Genomic DNA, 15,312 nt, shown 5'->3' with positions numbered 1-15,312 from the left:
CAGCATGACGCACCTCTGGCACGAACTGTCCCGCGGCCTGCGCGACGGCACCCTGCTGCACACGCCCTCGCGCACGGAGGAGCCCGTCTCCGGCACCGCCCTGTTCGACCGCGCCGAGCGCACGGCCGGTGCCGTCCTCGCGGCCCGCGACGGCAGCGCCCCGCGCCGGGTGGGCCTGCTCATGGCCAACGGCGAACCCTGGGTCCGCGGCCTGCTCGCCGCGCTCCGCCTCGACGCGGCGGCCGTCCCGCTGGCCCTCCCGGTCGCCTTCGGCGGCGCCGACGCCTACGCCGCCCACGTGCGGCGCATCGCCGAGGACGCCGCACTGGACGCCATGCTCGTCGACGGCAGCCTCGGCGGCCGGATCGTCGCCCGCGTCGCCGAGGCCGTCCCGCACATCCCGTTCATCGACATCGCCGACGCCCCGCACTCCCGCGAGGACCTGCCGGCCCCGCACGGCGGCGGCACGGCACCCGCGATCGTCCAGTACACCTCCGGCTCCACCTCCGCCCCCAAGGGCGTCGTGGTCACCCACGCCAACGTGTCCGCCGGACTCGACGCGATCGAGGCCGGGACCGGGTGGACGAGCGAGGACGGGCTCGGCGAGTGGCTGCCGCTCTTCCACGACATGGGCCTGTTCACGCTGCTCGCCGCACTGCGCGCCGGCTCGCCGATCTCGCTGTGGCAGCCCGGCGACTTCGTCCGCCGCCCGATGCGGTGGCTCACCGAGTTCGGCGCCAGCCGCGCCACGATCCTGCCGGCGCCGAACTTCTTCTACGACTACCTGGTCGCCGCCGCCGCCAAGGGCATCCCCGACGACCTGGACCTGTCCGCCTGGCGCTACGGCGGCAACGGCTCCGAGCCGGTGCGCCGCTCCAGCCTGGAGGAGTTCCAGCGGACGTTCGAGCCGTACGGGCTGCGCCCCCGGGTCGTCCAGCCCAACTACGGCCTCGCCGAGGCCACCCTCATCGTCAGCACCGGCACCCCCGGATCCCCGTACCGCAGCCTGGAGGCGGAACGTTCCAGCCTGGCCGTCGGCGACCGCGTCAGGGAAGCCGCCGAGCCCGGCCCCACCACCCGCACCGTCGTCTCCTGCGGCGCGCCCGTCGAAGGCGTCGAGGTGCGCATCGGCGACGCCGACGGCACACCCCTGGAGGACGGCGTGGTCGGCGAGGTGCAGATCGGCGGCGCCCCCGTCACACCCGGCTACCTCGGGCTGCCCGCCGAGCGGCAGCCCTTCACCCCGGACGGCATGCTCCGCACCGGTGACATCGGCTTCCGCCACGACGGCGAGCTCTACGTCATGGGCCGCGTGAAGGCCATGGCCGTCGTCCGCGGCCAGAACTACTACGCCGAGGACGTCGAGGAGATCGTCAAGTCCACCCCCGGCGTCGACCGCCGGCACTGCGCCGCCTTCGCCTGGGAGGACGACCGCGAGGAGTACATGGTCGTGATCTGGGAGACGAAGCTCGACACCGACACGGCCCGCGCGGTCGGCGAGGCCATCCGCACCCGGCTGGCCGAACACCTCGGCCTCACCGCCGTCGAGACCCTCGCGGTCTCCCCGCAGACCCTCCCCTTCACCAGCTCCGGCAAGGTCAAGCGCTCCGGCGCGGCCGACCTGTACCGCCGCCACCACTCCGCACTGCCCACCGCCCCGGAAGGACAGCACTCGTGAGCGTCACCGCGACCCTGGACATCGTCGTACGGGCACTGGCCGCACAGGCCGGCGTCGCCGAGTCGTCCGTCGACCCCGAGAAGCCGCTGTCGGCCGTGCCGGGCATCGAGTCCGTCAAGGCCCTGCGCGCGATCACCGAGATCGAGGACGAGTGCGACGTCGTCATCCCCGACGACTTCCTCTTCGAGACCGCGACCGTGCGCGAACTGGCGGACTTCGTCGCCAAGCTGACACGGGAGGGCAGCTCCATATGACCGTGGAGACCGCCGCCGCCGACACCCTGCTCGGCGCCCTCGACCGGTTCCGCACCGCGCCGGCCGACGTCGCCCGCTACGACACCGACACCCCGACCGCGGCCCGCGCCCTGCGGGCCGCCCCCGAACAGGTCGCCCGGCTCGCCTCGGCGGGACTGCCGCACGTCGTCGACTCCGCGCGGGGGCCGCTGTTCGACTACGACGACCTGATGAACGTCGGCATGTTCTGCGGCACCGGCCAGACCGTGCCCGAACTCGGCCTGCGCTTCCTGATGCGCTTCGCCGCCGCCCCCCGGGCGAGCTGGTTCGCACCGCGCGACTGGGAGATCGGCGTCCATCCCTCCCGTACGGCCGGCGGCGAGGCGGCGGAGGACCGCGCCGCCGACGACGGGGGCCGGAAGGTGACCGTGCGGGTCCCCGACCTGTCGGCGCCCGGCGTGGAACTGCTGGAGGGCGGCCCGTTCGACCGGCCGCTGCACGACTCGGGATACACCGCGGCCATCCGGCTGACCGGCGCCGCGCACACCGTGCGCGACCCGCGCATCCACGAGGCGTGGTCCGAGGTCGTCGACGCCCTGGCCGCACGCCGCGTCGTCTACCAGACCGTGCCCGAACCCCTGCGCGCCGACCACCACCGGGCCTGGGAACTCGGCATCGCCGACTGCGTCGTCGCCTCCCGGCTGCTCGCCGACCGGCTGCGCGCGGCCGGACTGGAGGCGACCGCCCGCCGCGGCTACCTCCTCGGGCTGTTCGGCAGCGACCACGCCTGGTGCGACGTCGTCGAGGACGGCGTGCACAAGTCGCTCGACCCGGTCTTCGCCTTCGTCGCCACCGTCGGTGACGAACGGGGCGTCGCCGAGTCCCCCGAGTTCGCCGCCGCCTGCCTCGGCAGCCGCTTCAACCGGCTGCTGCCCTGCCGCACCGACAGCGCCGAACCCCTCGTGTACTTCGACGGCGAACCTGCCCCCTACTGGGCGATGGTCGGCGTCGGCGCCCGCCCCAGGAGGAGCTCATGACCGCCGTCCGCTCCCTGACCGACGTACGCGCCCTGATCCGCGGCAGCCTGGACCACCCCGTCCTGCTGGACCGGCTCGGCGACGACGACGACTTCGCCGGCGCCGGCATCGGCTCGGGCGAGCTGATCCGCATCGCGCTGAGCCTGGAGGACGAGCTCGGCCGGCCGCTGGAGGACGAGGAGCTCCTCGGCCTCACCACGGTCCGCGCCGTCGCCCGGCTGGCCGGGACGGAGGCGAGCTGACATGTGGCTGAACCATGTGATGCGCCGGGGCCTCGACCGGGACCCCGACGCCCTCGCCCTGCGCGACGTCCGCCGCGACGTCAGCTGGCGCACCCTGCACCGGGACGTACGGGCCCTGGCCGCCCGGCTGCGCCACGACACCCTGCCCGGCAGCCGCGTCCTGGTGCTCAGCGCCAACCGCGTCGAGGTGCTGGAGACCTACTTCGCCTGCGCCGTCGCCGGCCTGGTCGCGGTGCCGGTCAACCCGGCGCTGACCGACCCGGAGATCGGCGCCATCATGGAGTCCGTCGAGCCCTCGGCGGCCGTCGCCGAGGAGGCGTACGCGGCCCGGCTGGGCGCCCTGTACCCGGGGCTGCCCGTCACCGACATCGCGACCGTCGCCGAACTGCCCGACGAGGACGCCCAGTCCACGGACGCGGGGGCCGCGGACGAGGCCGGCACCGGCATGGCCGACCCCGTGCTGATCCTGCACACCTCGGCGACGACCGGCCGCGCCAAGGGCGTCGTCGTCGACCAGCGCTCGCTCCAGATCAACGCGCTGTCCTGGATCGCCGACGTCGGCCCGCGCCCGGGCACCGCCTTCCTCAACGCCGGCCCGCTCTTCCACGGCAGCGTCGTCATCGCCCTGGACCACCTGGCCGCGGGCGGCACCGTCTGCGTCCTGGACCGCTTCACCCCGCAGGGCTGCCTGGCCGCCCTGGAGCGGTGGCGGATCGAGCACGCCTTCCTGGTGCCGTCCATGGTCCGGCTCCTGCTGCGGGCCAAGGGTCTGCCCGGCACCGACCTGTCCCGGCTGCGGCTGCTGCTGCACGGCGCCGCCCCGATGCCCGAGGACCTGGCCCGCGAGGCGCGCGAACGGCTCGGCGCCGACCTGCAGACCATCTTCGGGATCACCGAGGGCGGCGGGCCCGTCCTCACCCTGCGCCCGGACACGCCCGTCGGGCCGCCGCCGGTCCCCGGAGCCGTCTGCGTCGGCGTGCCGATGCTCGGCGCCGGGCTGCGCGTCACCGACGCCGACGGGCGCGAGGTGCCCGCCGGGGTCATCGGCGAGCTCCAGGTCAGCGGTGACGGGCTGATGCAGGCCTACTGGAAGAACCCGGAGGCCACCGCCGACGTCCTGCGCGACGGCCGGCTCAACACGCACGACGTGGGCTGCGTGGACCAGGACGGCCGGGTCTGGGTCGTCGACCGGCGCAACGACCTCATCCTGCGCGGCGGCCAGAACGTCTACCCGGCCGAGATCGAACACGTCCTGCGGCAGTCCGGGAACGTCGCCGACGTGGTCGTCGTACCGGTGCCGTCCGAGACCTGGGGCCAGACGCCGGTGGCGTTCGTGCAGCCCACCGGTGACGACCGGTTCGACCCGGAGGAACTGCTGCGGCTGTGCGTGGCGGGCCTCGCCCCCTACAAGCGGCCCACCCACTTCCTGCCGATCGAGCGCATCCCGCGCAACCCGGCGGGCAAGGCCCTGCGCACCGACCTGCGCGAGATCGCCCGGCAGACGCTCATCGCCGACAGGGAGCACACCTCATGAGCACCACCGACTACACGCGTCCCGAGGTCCTGACGGACCTCGCCGGTGAGTGGGCCGTCCCGGTCAACGGCAGGGCCGTCATCCAGTGGGACTACGACCGGCGCAACGACAAACTGGTCCGGCTGTACCAGCAGGGCAAGCAGCGCCAGTGGGACATGGACGAGCGGCTCGACTGGGACCACGAGGTGGACCCCGACGACCCGCTGGGCCTGCCCGACGACTTCATCTCCATCGCCGGTTCCAAGCTGTGGGACCGGCTGCCGGAGAGCGAGCGGCGGATCGTGCGCCGGCACAGCAGCGGCTGGCTGTACTCGCAGTTCCTCCACTCCGAGCAGGCCGCGCTCATCGCGGTCGGCAAGATCCTGCTGACCGTGGAGGACCTGGACTCCAAGCTGTACGCGGCCACGCAGATGATGGACGAGGCCCGGCACGTGGAGGGCTTCAACCGGTTCCTGCACACGAAGATCGGGCTGCGCTACGGCCTGTCCCCGTCGATCTCCGCCATGTTCGAGCAGGCGATGCGCGAGCCCCGCTGGGACTTCGGGGTGCTGGCGGCGCACATCCTCGTCGAGAACATGGGCCTGGCCACCTTCGGCGTGCACCGCGAGCGGCTGCGCGACCCGCTGGCCCGCGCCTTCAGCGCCTACGTCGCCCGCGACGAGGCCCGGCACGTGGCCTTCGGCCGGCTGCTGCTGCGCGGCTACTACCCGCACCTGTCCGAGGCGGAGCTCAAGGAACGCGAGGACTTCGTCGTCGAGGGCTGCTGGGCGCTGCGCGACCGGTACGTCGACGACGAGATCTGGCAGCACCTCGGGTACGGCGAGGAGGCGATCAAGGCCTCCCGGCGCTCGCCCGCCAAGCGGGAGTTCCGCCGGCTGGTCTTCATGCGCATCGTGCCCGGCCTCAAGGAGATCGGGATGTTCGGGCCCCGGGTCCAGGAGGCGCTGGCCAAGATGGGCGTCCTCGGCTTCCACGAGGTGGACGAGGAAGCGCTGCGCGCCCTGGACGACAAGGCCGCCGTGGACGCGCTGACCGAGCGGGAGATGGCGTTCCGGCACCGCGACATCGAGCAGGTCGCCGACCTCGGCAGCGCGGCGCCCTCGGACGGCACGCCGGCCCCCTGAACCGGGCCGCCGCCGCGCCGGGGTACGTCCCCCGGCCCCGTCGCGGCGGCGGCCCCATCACCCCGGCCCGGCGACACGGCGCCGCGGACACCTGCGGTGCCGTGCGGTCCGACGCCGGGGTGGACCGACCTGTGCTGCGGTCCTGCCCGGTCCGGTGGCCGCGGGCCGACGGGGGCCACGGGCACCTGCGGCGGTGGCGAGCCGCCCGACGCCGGGGGCCGAGCCGTCCTGCGGGTCCGGGTCCGGTTCGTCCGGCGGCCGTTGGGCGGCCCCGGGCCGCGGTCCGGTCCGTCGCTCGGCGACCCCGAACGACCCCGGGCTGCCCCGGCAGCGGCCCGGCGTCCGCTGCCTGCCGGCCGATCGGCCGGACGCGGCGCTCACGGCCGGAGCCCCGGAACGCCCGGTGTCCGGCGGGACCTCGCGCGGTGCCCGGCAGGGCGCGGCGCCCACCCCGTACCGGTCCTCGAACCCTGGAAACGCGGAGATGCCAGCATGCTCGAAACCACCCCGCCACCCACCCGGCCGGCCCGGCTGCGCGGCCTGGCACCGGACGGTGCGGACACCAGCGGCCGGCGCATGCTCGTCGGCCTGGCCGACGGCACGGTGCCCGACCCGCCGGCCGCCCGCACGCTCACCCTGCCGCCCGCCACCTCCTGGCTGCCCGGCCTGGTCGTCTGCGAGACGTCCTTCGACGGGGAGCTGACCCTCACCCCCGGCGTCGTCTTCGGCGGCTGGATCGCCTGCCTGGTCGACCACTTCGCCGGACTGGTGATGCTGTCGGCGATCCCGGACGGCACCGGCTTCCTCACCGCCGGCCTGTCCGTCGACTACCACGCCCCGCTCGTGCCCGGCCCCGTCCGCATCGAGACCGTACTGATCAGCTGCTCCACCCGGCGAGCCGTGGCCGAGGTGCGCTTCGAGCAGGCCAGCACCCGGGCCTGCACCGGAACCGTCGAACAGATCATCCACCGCACGACCGGCCCGCAGACGGAGCGAGGGACATGCGCGACAGCGAACTGACCCAGGACCACCGCGACTTCCAGGCCATGGTGCGCGACTTCGTCGAGCGGGAGATCGTCCCGTTCCACGCGGACTGGGAGCGCGCCGGACTCGTCGACCGCGAGGTGTGGCGCCGCGCCGGCAAGCTCGGGCTGCTGGGCGTCGACGTACCGGAGGAGTACGGCGGCGGCGGCGTCCGCGACTTCCGCTACCAGGTCCTCCTCAGCGAGGAGATCATGCGCGTCGGCGCGACCGGCATCGGCTTCGCCCTGCACAACGACGTCGTCGCGCCCTACCTCCTGGAACTCGCCACCGACGAGCAGAAACGGCGCTGGCTGCCCGGCTTCTGCTCGGGCGACCTGGTCACCGCCATCGCGATGACCGAACCGGAGGCCGGCAGCGATCTCCAGGCCATCCGGACCACCGCCTTCCAGGACGGCGACGACTACGTGCTCCGGGGCGCGAAGACGTTCATCACCAACGGCATCCACGCTGACCTGGTCGTCGTGGTCGCCCGGACCCGCCCCGGCCGGGGCGCGCGGGGCCTGAGCCTGCTCGTGGTCGAACGCGGCATGCCCGGGTTCTCCCGCGGCCGCAAGCTGGAGAAGATCGGCATGGCCGCGCAGGACACCGCCGAGCTGTTCTTCGACGACGTCCGGGTCCCGGCGGCCAACCTGCTAGGCACGCCCGGCCGCGCCTTCCTGCACCTGGCGGCCAACCTGCCGCAGGAGCGGCTCGGCATCGCCGCCTACGCCGTGGCCGCCGCCGAGACCGCCTTCGCCCAGACCCTCGCGTACTGCAAGAACCGCACCGCCTTCGGACAGCCCGTCGGCACGTTCCAGCACGTCCGCTTCGAACTGGCCGAGATGGCCACCGAACTGGACGTCGCCCGCACCTACGTCGACCGGGCGGTGGCCGAGCACAACGCGGGACGCCTCGACGCGGTGGCCGCGGCCAAGGCCAAGTGGTGGGCCACCGACGTCCAGCGCCGGGTGCTCGACCGCTGCGTCCAACTGCACGGCGGCTACGGCTTCATGCGGGAGACGCCCGTCGCCAGGGCGTTCGTGGACAACCGGGTGCACCCGATCTACGGCGGCACCAACGAAATCATGAAGGAGATCATCGGCCGGGACCTGGGCGTCTGACCCGGCCGCCCGCGCCGCCCCCCTGGACCTCCCCCGGCCACTCCCGGCCACTCCCGGCCTCACCTCGGCCGCATGAGACCGGCGCTCCGCACCGGCCGCTCCCGCCCGGCCGTCGGCTCCGGCCGCACCAGTCCGGCGAACCCGCCGACGACCCGACGCAAAGGACCACGATGACGGCAACGACCCACCGGACCGCGGCGACGGCACACCAGTGGACCACCCCGGCCGGCGCCGAGGTGACCCGCCTGTCCGAGCCCCTGGACCTCGCACTGGCGGAGACCGAGCTCGCCCGCCTGGAAGAAGCCCTGGACACCCGGCGCGGACTGCTGATGTCGGGCCGCTGCGACCAGCCGGGCCGCTACCGGCCGTACGACATCGCGTACGTCGACCCGCCCGTCGAGGTGACCGCCCATCAGGACGACGTCCGGCTGCGCGCGCTCAACGAACGCGGCCGGGTCCTGCTGCCCGCGCTCTTCCGCGCCCTGACCCCGCTGGGGCCCCGCCGGGACGACACCGCGGGCACCGTCACGGTCCCCATCGACCCGAGCGGCGGCGCCCGGCACGACCAGGTCCCCTTCGCCGAGGAGGACCGCACCCGGCTGCCCTCGGCCTTCACCGTGCTGCGCGCCGTCGTCGCCGCCCTGGCGGGACCGCACGACGACGTGTGGGGCCTGTACGGCGCGTTCGGCTACGACCTCGTCCTGCAGCTCGACCCCGTACCGCAGCACCAGGACCGTGATCCCCGCGACCGCGTCCTCGCCCTGCACCTGCCGGACCGGATCCTGTGCGTCGACCGGCACCGGGGCACCGCGGTGCGCCACAGCTACGACTTCTCCCACGCCGGCCGCAGCACCGTCGGGCTCGACCGCGCCACGCCCGCCGCGCCCCTCGCGCCGCCGGCCCGGCCGGCCGCCCCGCGCGACCACGCCCCGGGGGCGTACGCGGAGCTCGTCGGCCTCGCCAAGGAGCGGTTCCGCTCCGGCGACCTGTTCGAGGTCGTGCCCGGCCAGAGCTTCCACCGGCGCGCCGAGGCACCGCCGTCGGAGGTGTTCCGCAGGCTGCGCACCCGCAATCCGGCGCCGTACGGCCTGCTGATGAACCTCGCCGACGGTGAGCACCTGGTGGGGGCGTCACCGGAGATGTTCGTACGCGTCGACCCGCACGCCGGCACCGTCGAGTCCTGCCCGATCAGCGGCACCGTCGCCCGCGGCCGGAACCCCCAGGAGGACGCCGAACAGATCCGCACGCTGCTCGGCTCCGACAAGGAGGAGTCGGAGCTGACGATGTGCACGGACGTCGACCGCAACGACAAGGCACGGGTGTGCGTGCCCGGCAGCGTGGAGCTCCTGGCGCGCCGGCAGATCGAGATGTACTCGCGGCTCATCCACACCGTCGACCACGTCCGCGGCCGGCTCCGCGACGACCGCGACGCGCTGGACGCCTTCATGAGCCACATGTGGGCGGTGACCGTCACGGGAGCGCCCAAGCGGGCCGCGATCGCCTTCGTCGAGGAGCACGAGCGCAGTCCGCGCCGCTGGTACGGCGGTGCGGTGGGCCGCATCGGCTTCGACGGGGGCCTGGAGACCGCGCTCACCCTGCGCACCGTCCAGTTCCGCGACGGCGTCGCCACCGTGCGGGCCGGGGCGACGCTGCTGTTCGACTCGGACCCGCGGGCGGAGGAGGAGGAGACCGCGCTCAAGGCGAGCGCGCTGCTCGACGCGGTCGAGAACGCGGGCGGGGACACGGTGGAGACGGCCGGCACACGGCGGGGAGCCGCGCCGGCGGTGCGGACCGGCGGCCGGCGCCGCGTCCTGCTCGTCGACCACCAGGACTCCTTCGTCCACACGCTCGGCGACTATGTCCGGCAGACCGGCGCGGAGGTGGTCACGTACCGCGCCGGGTTCCCCCTGGACCTGCTCGACACCGTGGCGCCCGACCTGGTGCTCCTGTCACCCGGCCCCGGCCGCCCGGCGGACTTCGGGATGTCCGCCCTGCTGGACGGGGTCCTGGCACGCGGGCTGCCGGTGTTCGGGGTCTGCCTGGGCCTGCAGGGCATCGTCGAGCACTTCGGCGGGACCCTCGGCACGCTGCCGTGGCCCGTGCACGGCAAGCCGTCGTCGGTCGAGGTCGCCGGTGACGGGGGGACCGTGTTCCGGAACATGCCGGCCCGTTTCCGCGCCGGGCGCTACCACTCCCTGCACGCCGATCCGGCGACGCTGCCGGACGGGCTGAGGGTGACCGCCCGCACCGCCGACGGCACGGTGATGGGCATCGAGCACCGCACGCTGCCGGTGGCGGCCGTGCAGTTCCACCCCGAGTCGATCATGACGACGGGGGAGGGCGCGGGGCAGGCCCTGATCGCCAACGCCGTGACCGGACTCAAGGGCCCCGTGCGGGCCACCGTGACGGCGGGGAGCCCGCGATGACGAAGAACGAGCCCCCCGCGGAGCCGACGGCCGAGCGCACCAGGGGCCTGGCGGCCGAGCGCACCGGAGACGTCGCGGACGAGGGCACCGGAGACCTCCTGGACGACCCTGCCGGGACACCGGCGGACGAGGGCACCGTGGAACCGGCGGGCCAGGATGCCGGGGCGCCCGCGGACGAGCGTGCCGCGGACGTCGGGGACGCGCAGGCGGGGCCGCCGCACGACGCTCCCACCGCCCGTGCCGTCCCCCGCTCCTCCTTCACCCGCGGCGCACGGCTGATGTCCCTGCCGCTCGGCTTCGCCGGCCGCTCCGCGCTCGGGTTCGGGCGGCGTCTGCTGGGGGAGCCCGTCGACCTGCTCGCCGGTGAACTGCAGCGCCGCACCGCCGGGCACCTCTTCCGTGTCCTGGGCGAGCTCAAGGGCGGGGCCATGAAGTTCGGCCAGATGCTCTCCGTCTTCGAGGCGGCGCTCCCCCCGGAGGTGATCGGCCCCTACCGGGCCGCCCTGACCCTGCTCCAGGAGGCCGCGCCCGCCCTGCCGGCGGACCAGGTGCACGCCGTCCTCCGGGAGGAGCTCGGCCCCGACTGGCGCGAACGGTTCACCGCGTTCGAGGACATGCCCGCGGCGGCCGCGTCCATCGGCCAGGTGCACCGGGCCGTCCACACCGACGGCCGAACCGTCGCCGTGAAGATCCAGTACCCGGGCGCCGGTGAGGCGCTGCTCGGGGACTACGCCCGACTCGGCCGCGTGATCCGGCTGTTCTCGCTGGTCACCCCGGGCCTGGACGTCGAACCCATGCTGCGCGAACTGCGCGAACGGGTCGCCGATGAGCTGGACTACCGGCTGGAGGCCGAGGCCCAGCAGGCGTTCGCCGACGCGTACCGGGGCGACAAGGAGATCCTGGTGCCCGACGTGGTGACGTACACCCGCCGGGTGCTCGTCACGGAGTGGCTGGAGGGGACACCGCTCGCCTCCGTCATCCGGGAGGGATCGCAGGCCGAGCGCGACGACGCGGGCCTCAAGTACGCGCGCTTCCTGTTCTCCGGGCCCGAGCGGGCGGGACGCCTGCACGCCGACCCGCACCCCGGGAACTTCCGCCTGCTCCCGGACGGCAGGCTCGGCGTCCTGGACTTCGGCGCCGTCAAGCGCCTCCCCGACGGCTTCCCCGCAGCCCTCGGCAGCCTGATCCGGCTGGCCCAGGACGGGGACTGGGCCGCCGCCCAGGAACTCCTCGTGCGGGAGGGCTTCATCACGGCGGGCGCTCCCCTCGACCACGCCGCCCTCGGCGCGTTCCTGCTGCCCGTGGCCACGCCGTCGGCCGGTGAGACGTACCGCTTCACGCGCCAATGGCTCCGCGAGGACGTCGTGCAGTCCGTCGACCTGCGCGAGGGCGGACTGCTGCGCCGCTTCAACCTCCCGCCCTCCTACGTGCTGGTGAACCGTGTCGTCGGCGCGGCCACCGCGGTGCTGTGCCAGCTGGAGTGCGAGATCCCGTTCCGCGCGGAGGCGGCCCGGTGGCTGCCGGGATTCGTGCCCGCGACCGCCGACGCGCGGGAGGGGGCGGCGGAGCCCACGGGCGACTGAGAAGCCCCGGGCAGTCCGGCCCCTCGGCAGCGCGTGCCTCCGATCGGCGTTCGCCTGTATAACGGTATGCAGAATCCGGTACGGGTGAATAGGTCGAGGGGGAGCACGTCATGATCGGGACGGACGGCCCGGCCGCGCGGCTGCAGGCGCTCTTCGAAGGGCACCGGCTGACGCCGACCCAGCGCCGCATCGCGCACAGCATGGTGCGGCGCGCCGCCGACGTGCCCTTCCTGTCCAGCGTGGAGCTGGCCGAGCTGGCCGGGGTCAGCCAGCCGTCCGTGACCCGCTTCGCCGTCGCCCTCGGCTTCGACGGCTACCCGGCGCTGCGCCGGCACCTGCGCGAGGTCGCCCCCGCGGAAGCGGCGACGGACACGGGCGCCGTGAACGAGTACCAGCAGGCCGTGGAGGCCGAGATCGAGAACCTGCGGCACCTGGCGGAGGCGCTGGCCGACCCCGGGCCGGTGCGGGAGGCGGGCCGGGTCCTCGCGGGCAGCCGGCCGCTCCCGGTGCTCGGGCTGCGCGCGGCGGCCGCCCAGGCGCACGGCTTCGCCTACTTCGCCGCCAAGGTCCACCCCGACGTGCGGCTCCTCAACGAGGGCGGCACGATGGTCCACGACCGCATCGACGCCGCCGTCCGGGCCGGCGCGAGCGCCCTGATCTGCTTCGCCCTGCCCCGGCATCCGCGCGAGGTCGTCGACACCCTCGCCCACGCCAAGGAGGCGGGGCTCACGGTGGTGACGGTCGCCGACTCCGCCTTCGCGCCGGTCGCCAAGGTGTCCGACCTGCTGCTGCCCGCCGCCGTCGGCACGGGCCTCGCCTTCGACACCGCCTGCGCGCCGATGCTGATCGGCCGGGTGCTGCTGGAGGCGATGTGCGACGACCTGCCGGACGCCCAGGCCCGGCTGGAGGAGTTCGACGCCAAGGCGGCGGCCCGGGGCCTGTTCGTGGAGTGACCCGGACGGCCGACGGGTTCTCAGATTCGTCTCAGCTTCCCCCGCTACAGTGCGGCGCCCGACACTTCCGTCGGACGCATCGCACAGACAGGACTGGGGACGAGGAGGCCGGAACGTGGCGCGCGGAGGACAGGGACTGGCTCGGGTCGCCGTCGTCGTACGGGCGGGGGCGGCGCCGTTGTGGTGGCTGGGCGTACTCGCGGCGGGCATCGGCATGCTGGTGCCGGGACTGACCGGACGCCGGATCGGCGTCCTGGCCGGTGCGGCGCTGTTCATCGTGGCGACGGCCGTGGTGGCGTCCGTGCGCCGCAAGCGGTACACCGCGCTGGCAGGATCGGCCGCCCGCGCGGGCAAGCACGACGTGCTCCAGGACCGCGCGGTGACCGTGCGCAACTGGCGCCGGGGCCACCGCTGGTGGCTGCTGCTCGCCTTCCTCGCCGCGCTCGGCAGCGCCTTCGCCGTCCCGGCGGCGGCCGGACTGCTGATGGCGGGCTGCGGCGCCGGGCTGTGGCTGAAGTCCGCCTGGATCGGCCGCCGCGAACAGGCCGGGGACGCCCTGCTGTGGGTCCGCGTGGACTGGCTCGTCCGCAACGGCCGCCCGGCGGGCAAGACGGTCAAGGCCTACCGCAGCACGGGCATCGCGGCCGGCGACGCGGCCCCTGGCGGGGCGAGGCGAAAGACGGCGGCACTGGTCTGACCGGGAGCCGGGACCGGGGGTGGGGGCGGCGCGCAGCGCCCCCCACCAGGGGCGCGGGGCTTGTGCGGCTCCGCCGCGCGGGCGCGACCAGCCACGACGAACGTGCCGCCTACGAACCACCCGCACCCCCACGGCGAAGACCGCTCAACGAGCCGACGTACTCACCACCCGCCTCGGCCACGATCTCCTCGACGCTCTGAGCCTCCCGCACGGTCGCGAAGGCGACACCCCCGTCCCCGCCCCCGGCGAACCCGTACACCGCGGGCCGCGCCAGCGAGTTGTACGCGTAATGGTGCGCGAAGTAGTACGCCCCGGTGTCCAGCGCCGCCGCGTAGTCCCCCTGCTCCAGCAGCGGCAGCGCACGCCCCGCCGCCAGCAGGTCCCCCGCGAAGCACGCCGGTCCCGCCACGTCCTGCACCACGTCCGGCCCCTCCTTCGGCAGCCCCTTGCCGTCGTACGCGGCGATCCGCAGCGGCCACGCCCCCGGCGCGTACACCGTCCGCGTCGCCACCTGCACGCCCGCGTGCGTCACCGCGACCGGCCGGCCCCCGGCGTTCTTGGCGTACTCCACGCGGGCCACGACCGTGCCGTGCTTGGCCAGCAGCGACCGCCCGAACTCGGTGACCAGCCCGTACCGCCCGTCGAACAGCCCCGGCACCGCCTCGCGCAGCACGCGCGCGTACGCGGCGTACGTCGGTGCCGTCTCGTCGGAGGTGAAGTTCACCGGCAGCCCGCCGCCGATGTCGAGGGTGTCCACCTGCCGGCGCCCGGCCCGCTCGTTGATCTCCTCGGCGAGCGCGTACGCCGCGGCCACGCCCTCGGCCATGAGCGTGAGCGGGATGCCCTGGGAGCCGGTGTGCGCGTGCAGCCGGGTCAGCCACGGCCGGTCCAGATACGCCCGCACCACCCACTCGCGCGCCCCCTCGTCGCGCAGCGCCACGCCGAACTTCGAGGTCGCCGTGGCCGTCGACAGCGCCTCGATGGAGCCCCCGCCGACCTGCGGGTTCACCCTGATGCCGAGCGGGGACCGGCTCGGGCCCGCCGCCATCAGGGCGTCGAGGCGCCCCAGCTCCTGCGGGTTGTCCGCGTTGACGGCGATGCCCAGCGCCAGCGCCTCGCGCAGCTCGCCCGGCGTCTTGGCGGGTGAGTCCAGCACCGTCCGCTCCGCGGGCACCCCCGCGGCCCGCGCCAGGGCCAGCTCGCCCGGGCTCGCGACCTCCGCGCCGATGCCCTCCTCGTGCAGCAGCCGCAGCACCGGGACCAGAGGGGTCGCCTTCACCGCGAAGGCGTGCAGCACGGGCGTCCCCGGGGCCGTCACCGCCTCGAACGCCGCCCGCAGCGCCGCCGCCGACTCCCGGATCCCGGCGACGTCCAGCAGCCCGACGATCGGGGCGTCCGGCCCGAGCAGCCCCTGCTCCACGGCCGCCCGCACCGCCTGGTCCCGCCGCGCGGCCCGCTCCGCGTCGATGCCGTCCAGCTCACCGCTCGTGCCCAAGCCGTCGCTCACGCGATCCTCCGTCCCTTCGCCCGCCTGACCGGACATCCAGCCAAACATCCGCGACGCGCCCGCGTCCCGACACGGGCGTATTGACTAGTTCTATTCACGAAGCGAGGATATGAATATCCGCAGTAACAATCCGCCGGGAGCAAGCCACCAGGAG

General features: G+C 74.5%; 13 protein-coding genes. 12 read left to right on the top strand and 1 reads right to left on the bottom strand.

Translation table 11 applies throughout. From position 1 onward, the window contains the following. Positions 1-4 precede the first annotated feature (4 nt). The 12 genes from ACIRG6_RS19445 (at position 5) to ACIRG6_RS19390 (ending at position 13,651) form a co-directional block, all read left to right on the top strand. Positions 5-1,678 (top strand): AMP-binding protein, encoded by a 1,674-nt coding sequence (locus ACIRG6_RS19445; protein ID WP_403323742.1) that lies wholly within the window; start codon positions 5-7, stop codon positions 1,676-1,678. Continuing rightward, entirely contained in the window at positions 1,675-1,932 is a 258-nt protein-coding gene (locus tag ACIRG6_RS19440; protein ID WP_189234342.1) for an acyl carrier protein, read from the top strand. The genes ACIRG6_RS19445 and ACIRG6_RS19440 overlap by 4 nt, the downstream gene beginning before the upstream one ends. Continuing rightward, positions 1,929-2,948: a hypothetical protein gene (locus ACIRG6_RS19435; RefSeq protein ID WP_364681053.1), complete on the top strand. Its 1,020-nt coding sequence runs from the start codon at positions 1,929-1,931 to the stop codon at positions 2,946-2,948. Before ACIRG6_RS19440 ends, ACIRG6_RS19435 begins: the two co-directional genes overlap by 4 nt. Further along, positions 2,945-3,190, top strand: coding sequence for a phosphopantetheine-binding protein (locus ACIRG6_RS19430; protein WP_225637810.1), 246 nt, complete (start codon positions 2,945-2,947; stop codon positions 3,188-3,190). Before ACIRG6_RS19435 ends, ACIRG6_RS19430 begins: the two co-directional genes overlap by 4 nt. Before the next feature lies 1 nt (position 3,191). Further along, complete coding sequence (locus tag ACIRG6_RS19425; RefSeq protein WP_364818442.1) at positions 3,192-4,724, top strand: class I adenylate-forming enzyme family protein; 1,533 nt, start codon at positions 3,192-3,194, stop codon at positions 4,722-4,724. Beyond that, the gene (locus ACIRG6_RS19420) at positions 4,721-5,848 is read left to right on the top strand and encodes a ferritin-like domain-containing protein (RefSeq protein WP_189234346.1); all 1,128 of its coding nucleotides are present in this window, start codon (positions 4,721-4,723) and stop codon (positions 5,846-5,848) included. Before ACIRG6_RS19425 ends, ACIRG6_RS19420 begins: the two co-directional genes overlap by 4 nt. Before the next feature lie 492 nt (positions 5,849-6,340). Then, on the top strand, positions 6,341-6,868 hold the full coding sequence (locus ACIRG6_RS19415) for a PaaI family thioesterase (protein ID WP_403323738.1): 528 nt from the start codon (positions 6,341-6,343) through the stop codon (positions 6,866-6,868). After that, positions 6,850-7,992 carry an acyl-CoA dehydrogenase family protein gene (locus ACIRG6_RS19410; RefSeq protein ID WP_350717513.1) on the top strand — a complete coding sequence of 381 codons (1,143 nt, stop codon included), beginning with the start codon at positions 6,850-6,852 and terminating at the stop codon, positions 7,990-7,992. The genes ACIRG6_RS19415 and ACIRG6_RS19410 overlap by 19 nt, the downstream gene beginning before the upstream one ends. 170 nt (positions 7,993-8,162) lie before the next feature. After that, the gene (locus ACIRG6_RS19405) at positions 8,163-10,418 is read left to right on the top strand and encodes an anthranilate synthase component I (RefSeq protein WP_403323735.1); all 2,256 of its coding nucleotides are present in this window, start codon (positions 8,163-8,165) and stop codon (positions 10,416-10,418) included. Between the two features lie 278 nt (positions 10,419-10,696). Then, complete coding sequence (locus ACIRG6_RS19400) at positions 10,697-12,001, top strand: ABC1 kinase family protein (protein WP_403324085.1); 1,305 nt, start codon at positions 10,697-10,699, stop codon at positions 11,999-12,001. Between the two features lie 110 nt (positions 12,002-12,111). After that, positions 12,112-12,954: a MurR/RpiR family transcriptional regulator gene (locus ACIRG6_RS19395; protein WP_364681041.1), complete on the top strand. Its 843-nt coding sequence runs from the start codon at positions 12,112-12,114 to the stop codon at positions 12,952-12,954. 115 nt (positions 12,955-13,069) lie between these two features. After that, positions 13,070-13,651, top strand: a complete 582-nt coding sequence (locus ACIRG6_RS19390; protein ID WP_403323733.1) for a hypothetical protein — start codon at positions 13,070-13,072, stop codon at positions 13,649-13,651. 109 nt (positions 13,652-13,760) lie between these two features. On the opposite strand, the gene ACIRG6_RS19385 is transcribed toward ACIRG6_RS19390, so the two are convergent. Further along, the gene (locus ACIRG6_RS19385) at positions 13,761-15,194 is read right to left on the bottom strand and encodes a type III PLP-dependent enzyme domain-containing protein (protein ID WP_403323731.1); all 1,434 of its coding nucleotides are present in this window, start codon (positions 15,192-15,194) and stop codon (positions 13,761-13,763) included. Positions 15,195-15,312 lie beyond the last annotated feature (118 nt).

Origin of the sequence: Streptomyces flaveolus, assembly GCF_044765825.1 — a bacterium.
Classification (GTDB): Bacteria; Actinomycetota; Actinomycetes; order Streptomycetales; family Streptomycetaceae; genus Streptomyces; species Streptomyces flaveolus.
This window is presented reverse-complemented; position numbering and strand designations above follow the sequence as displayed.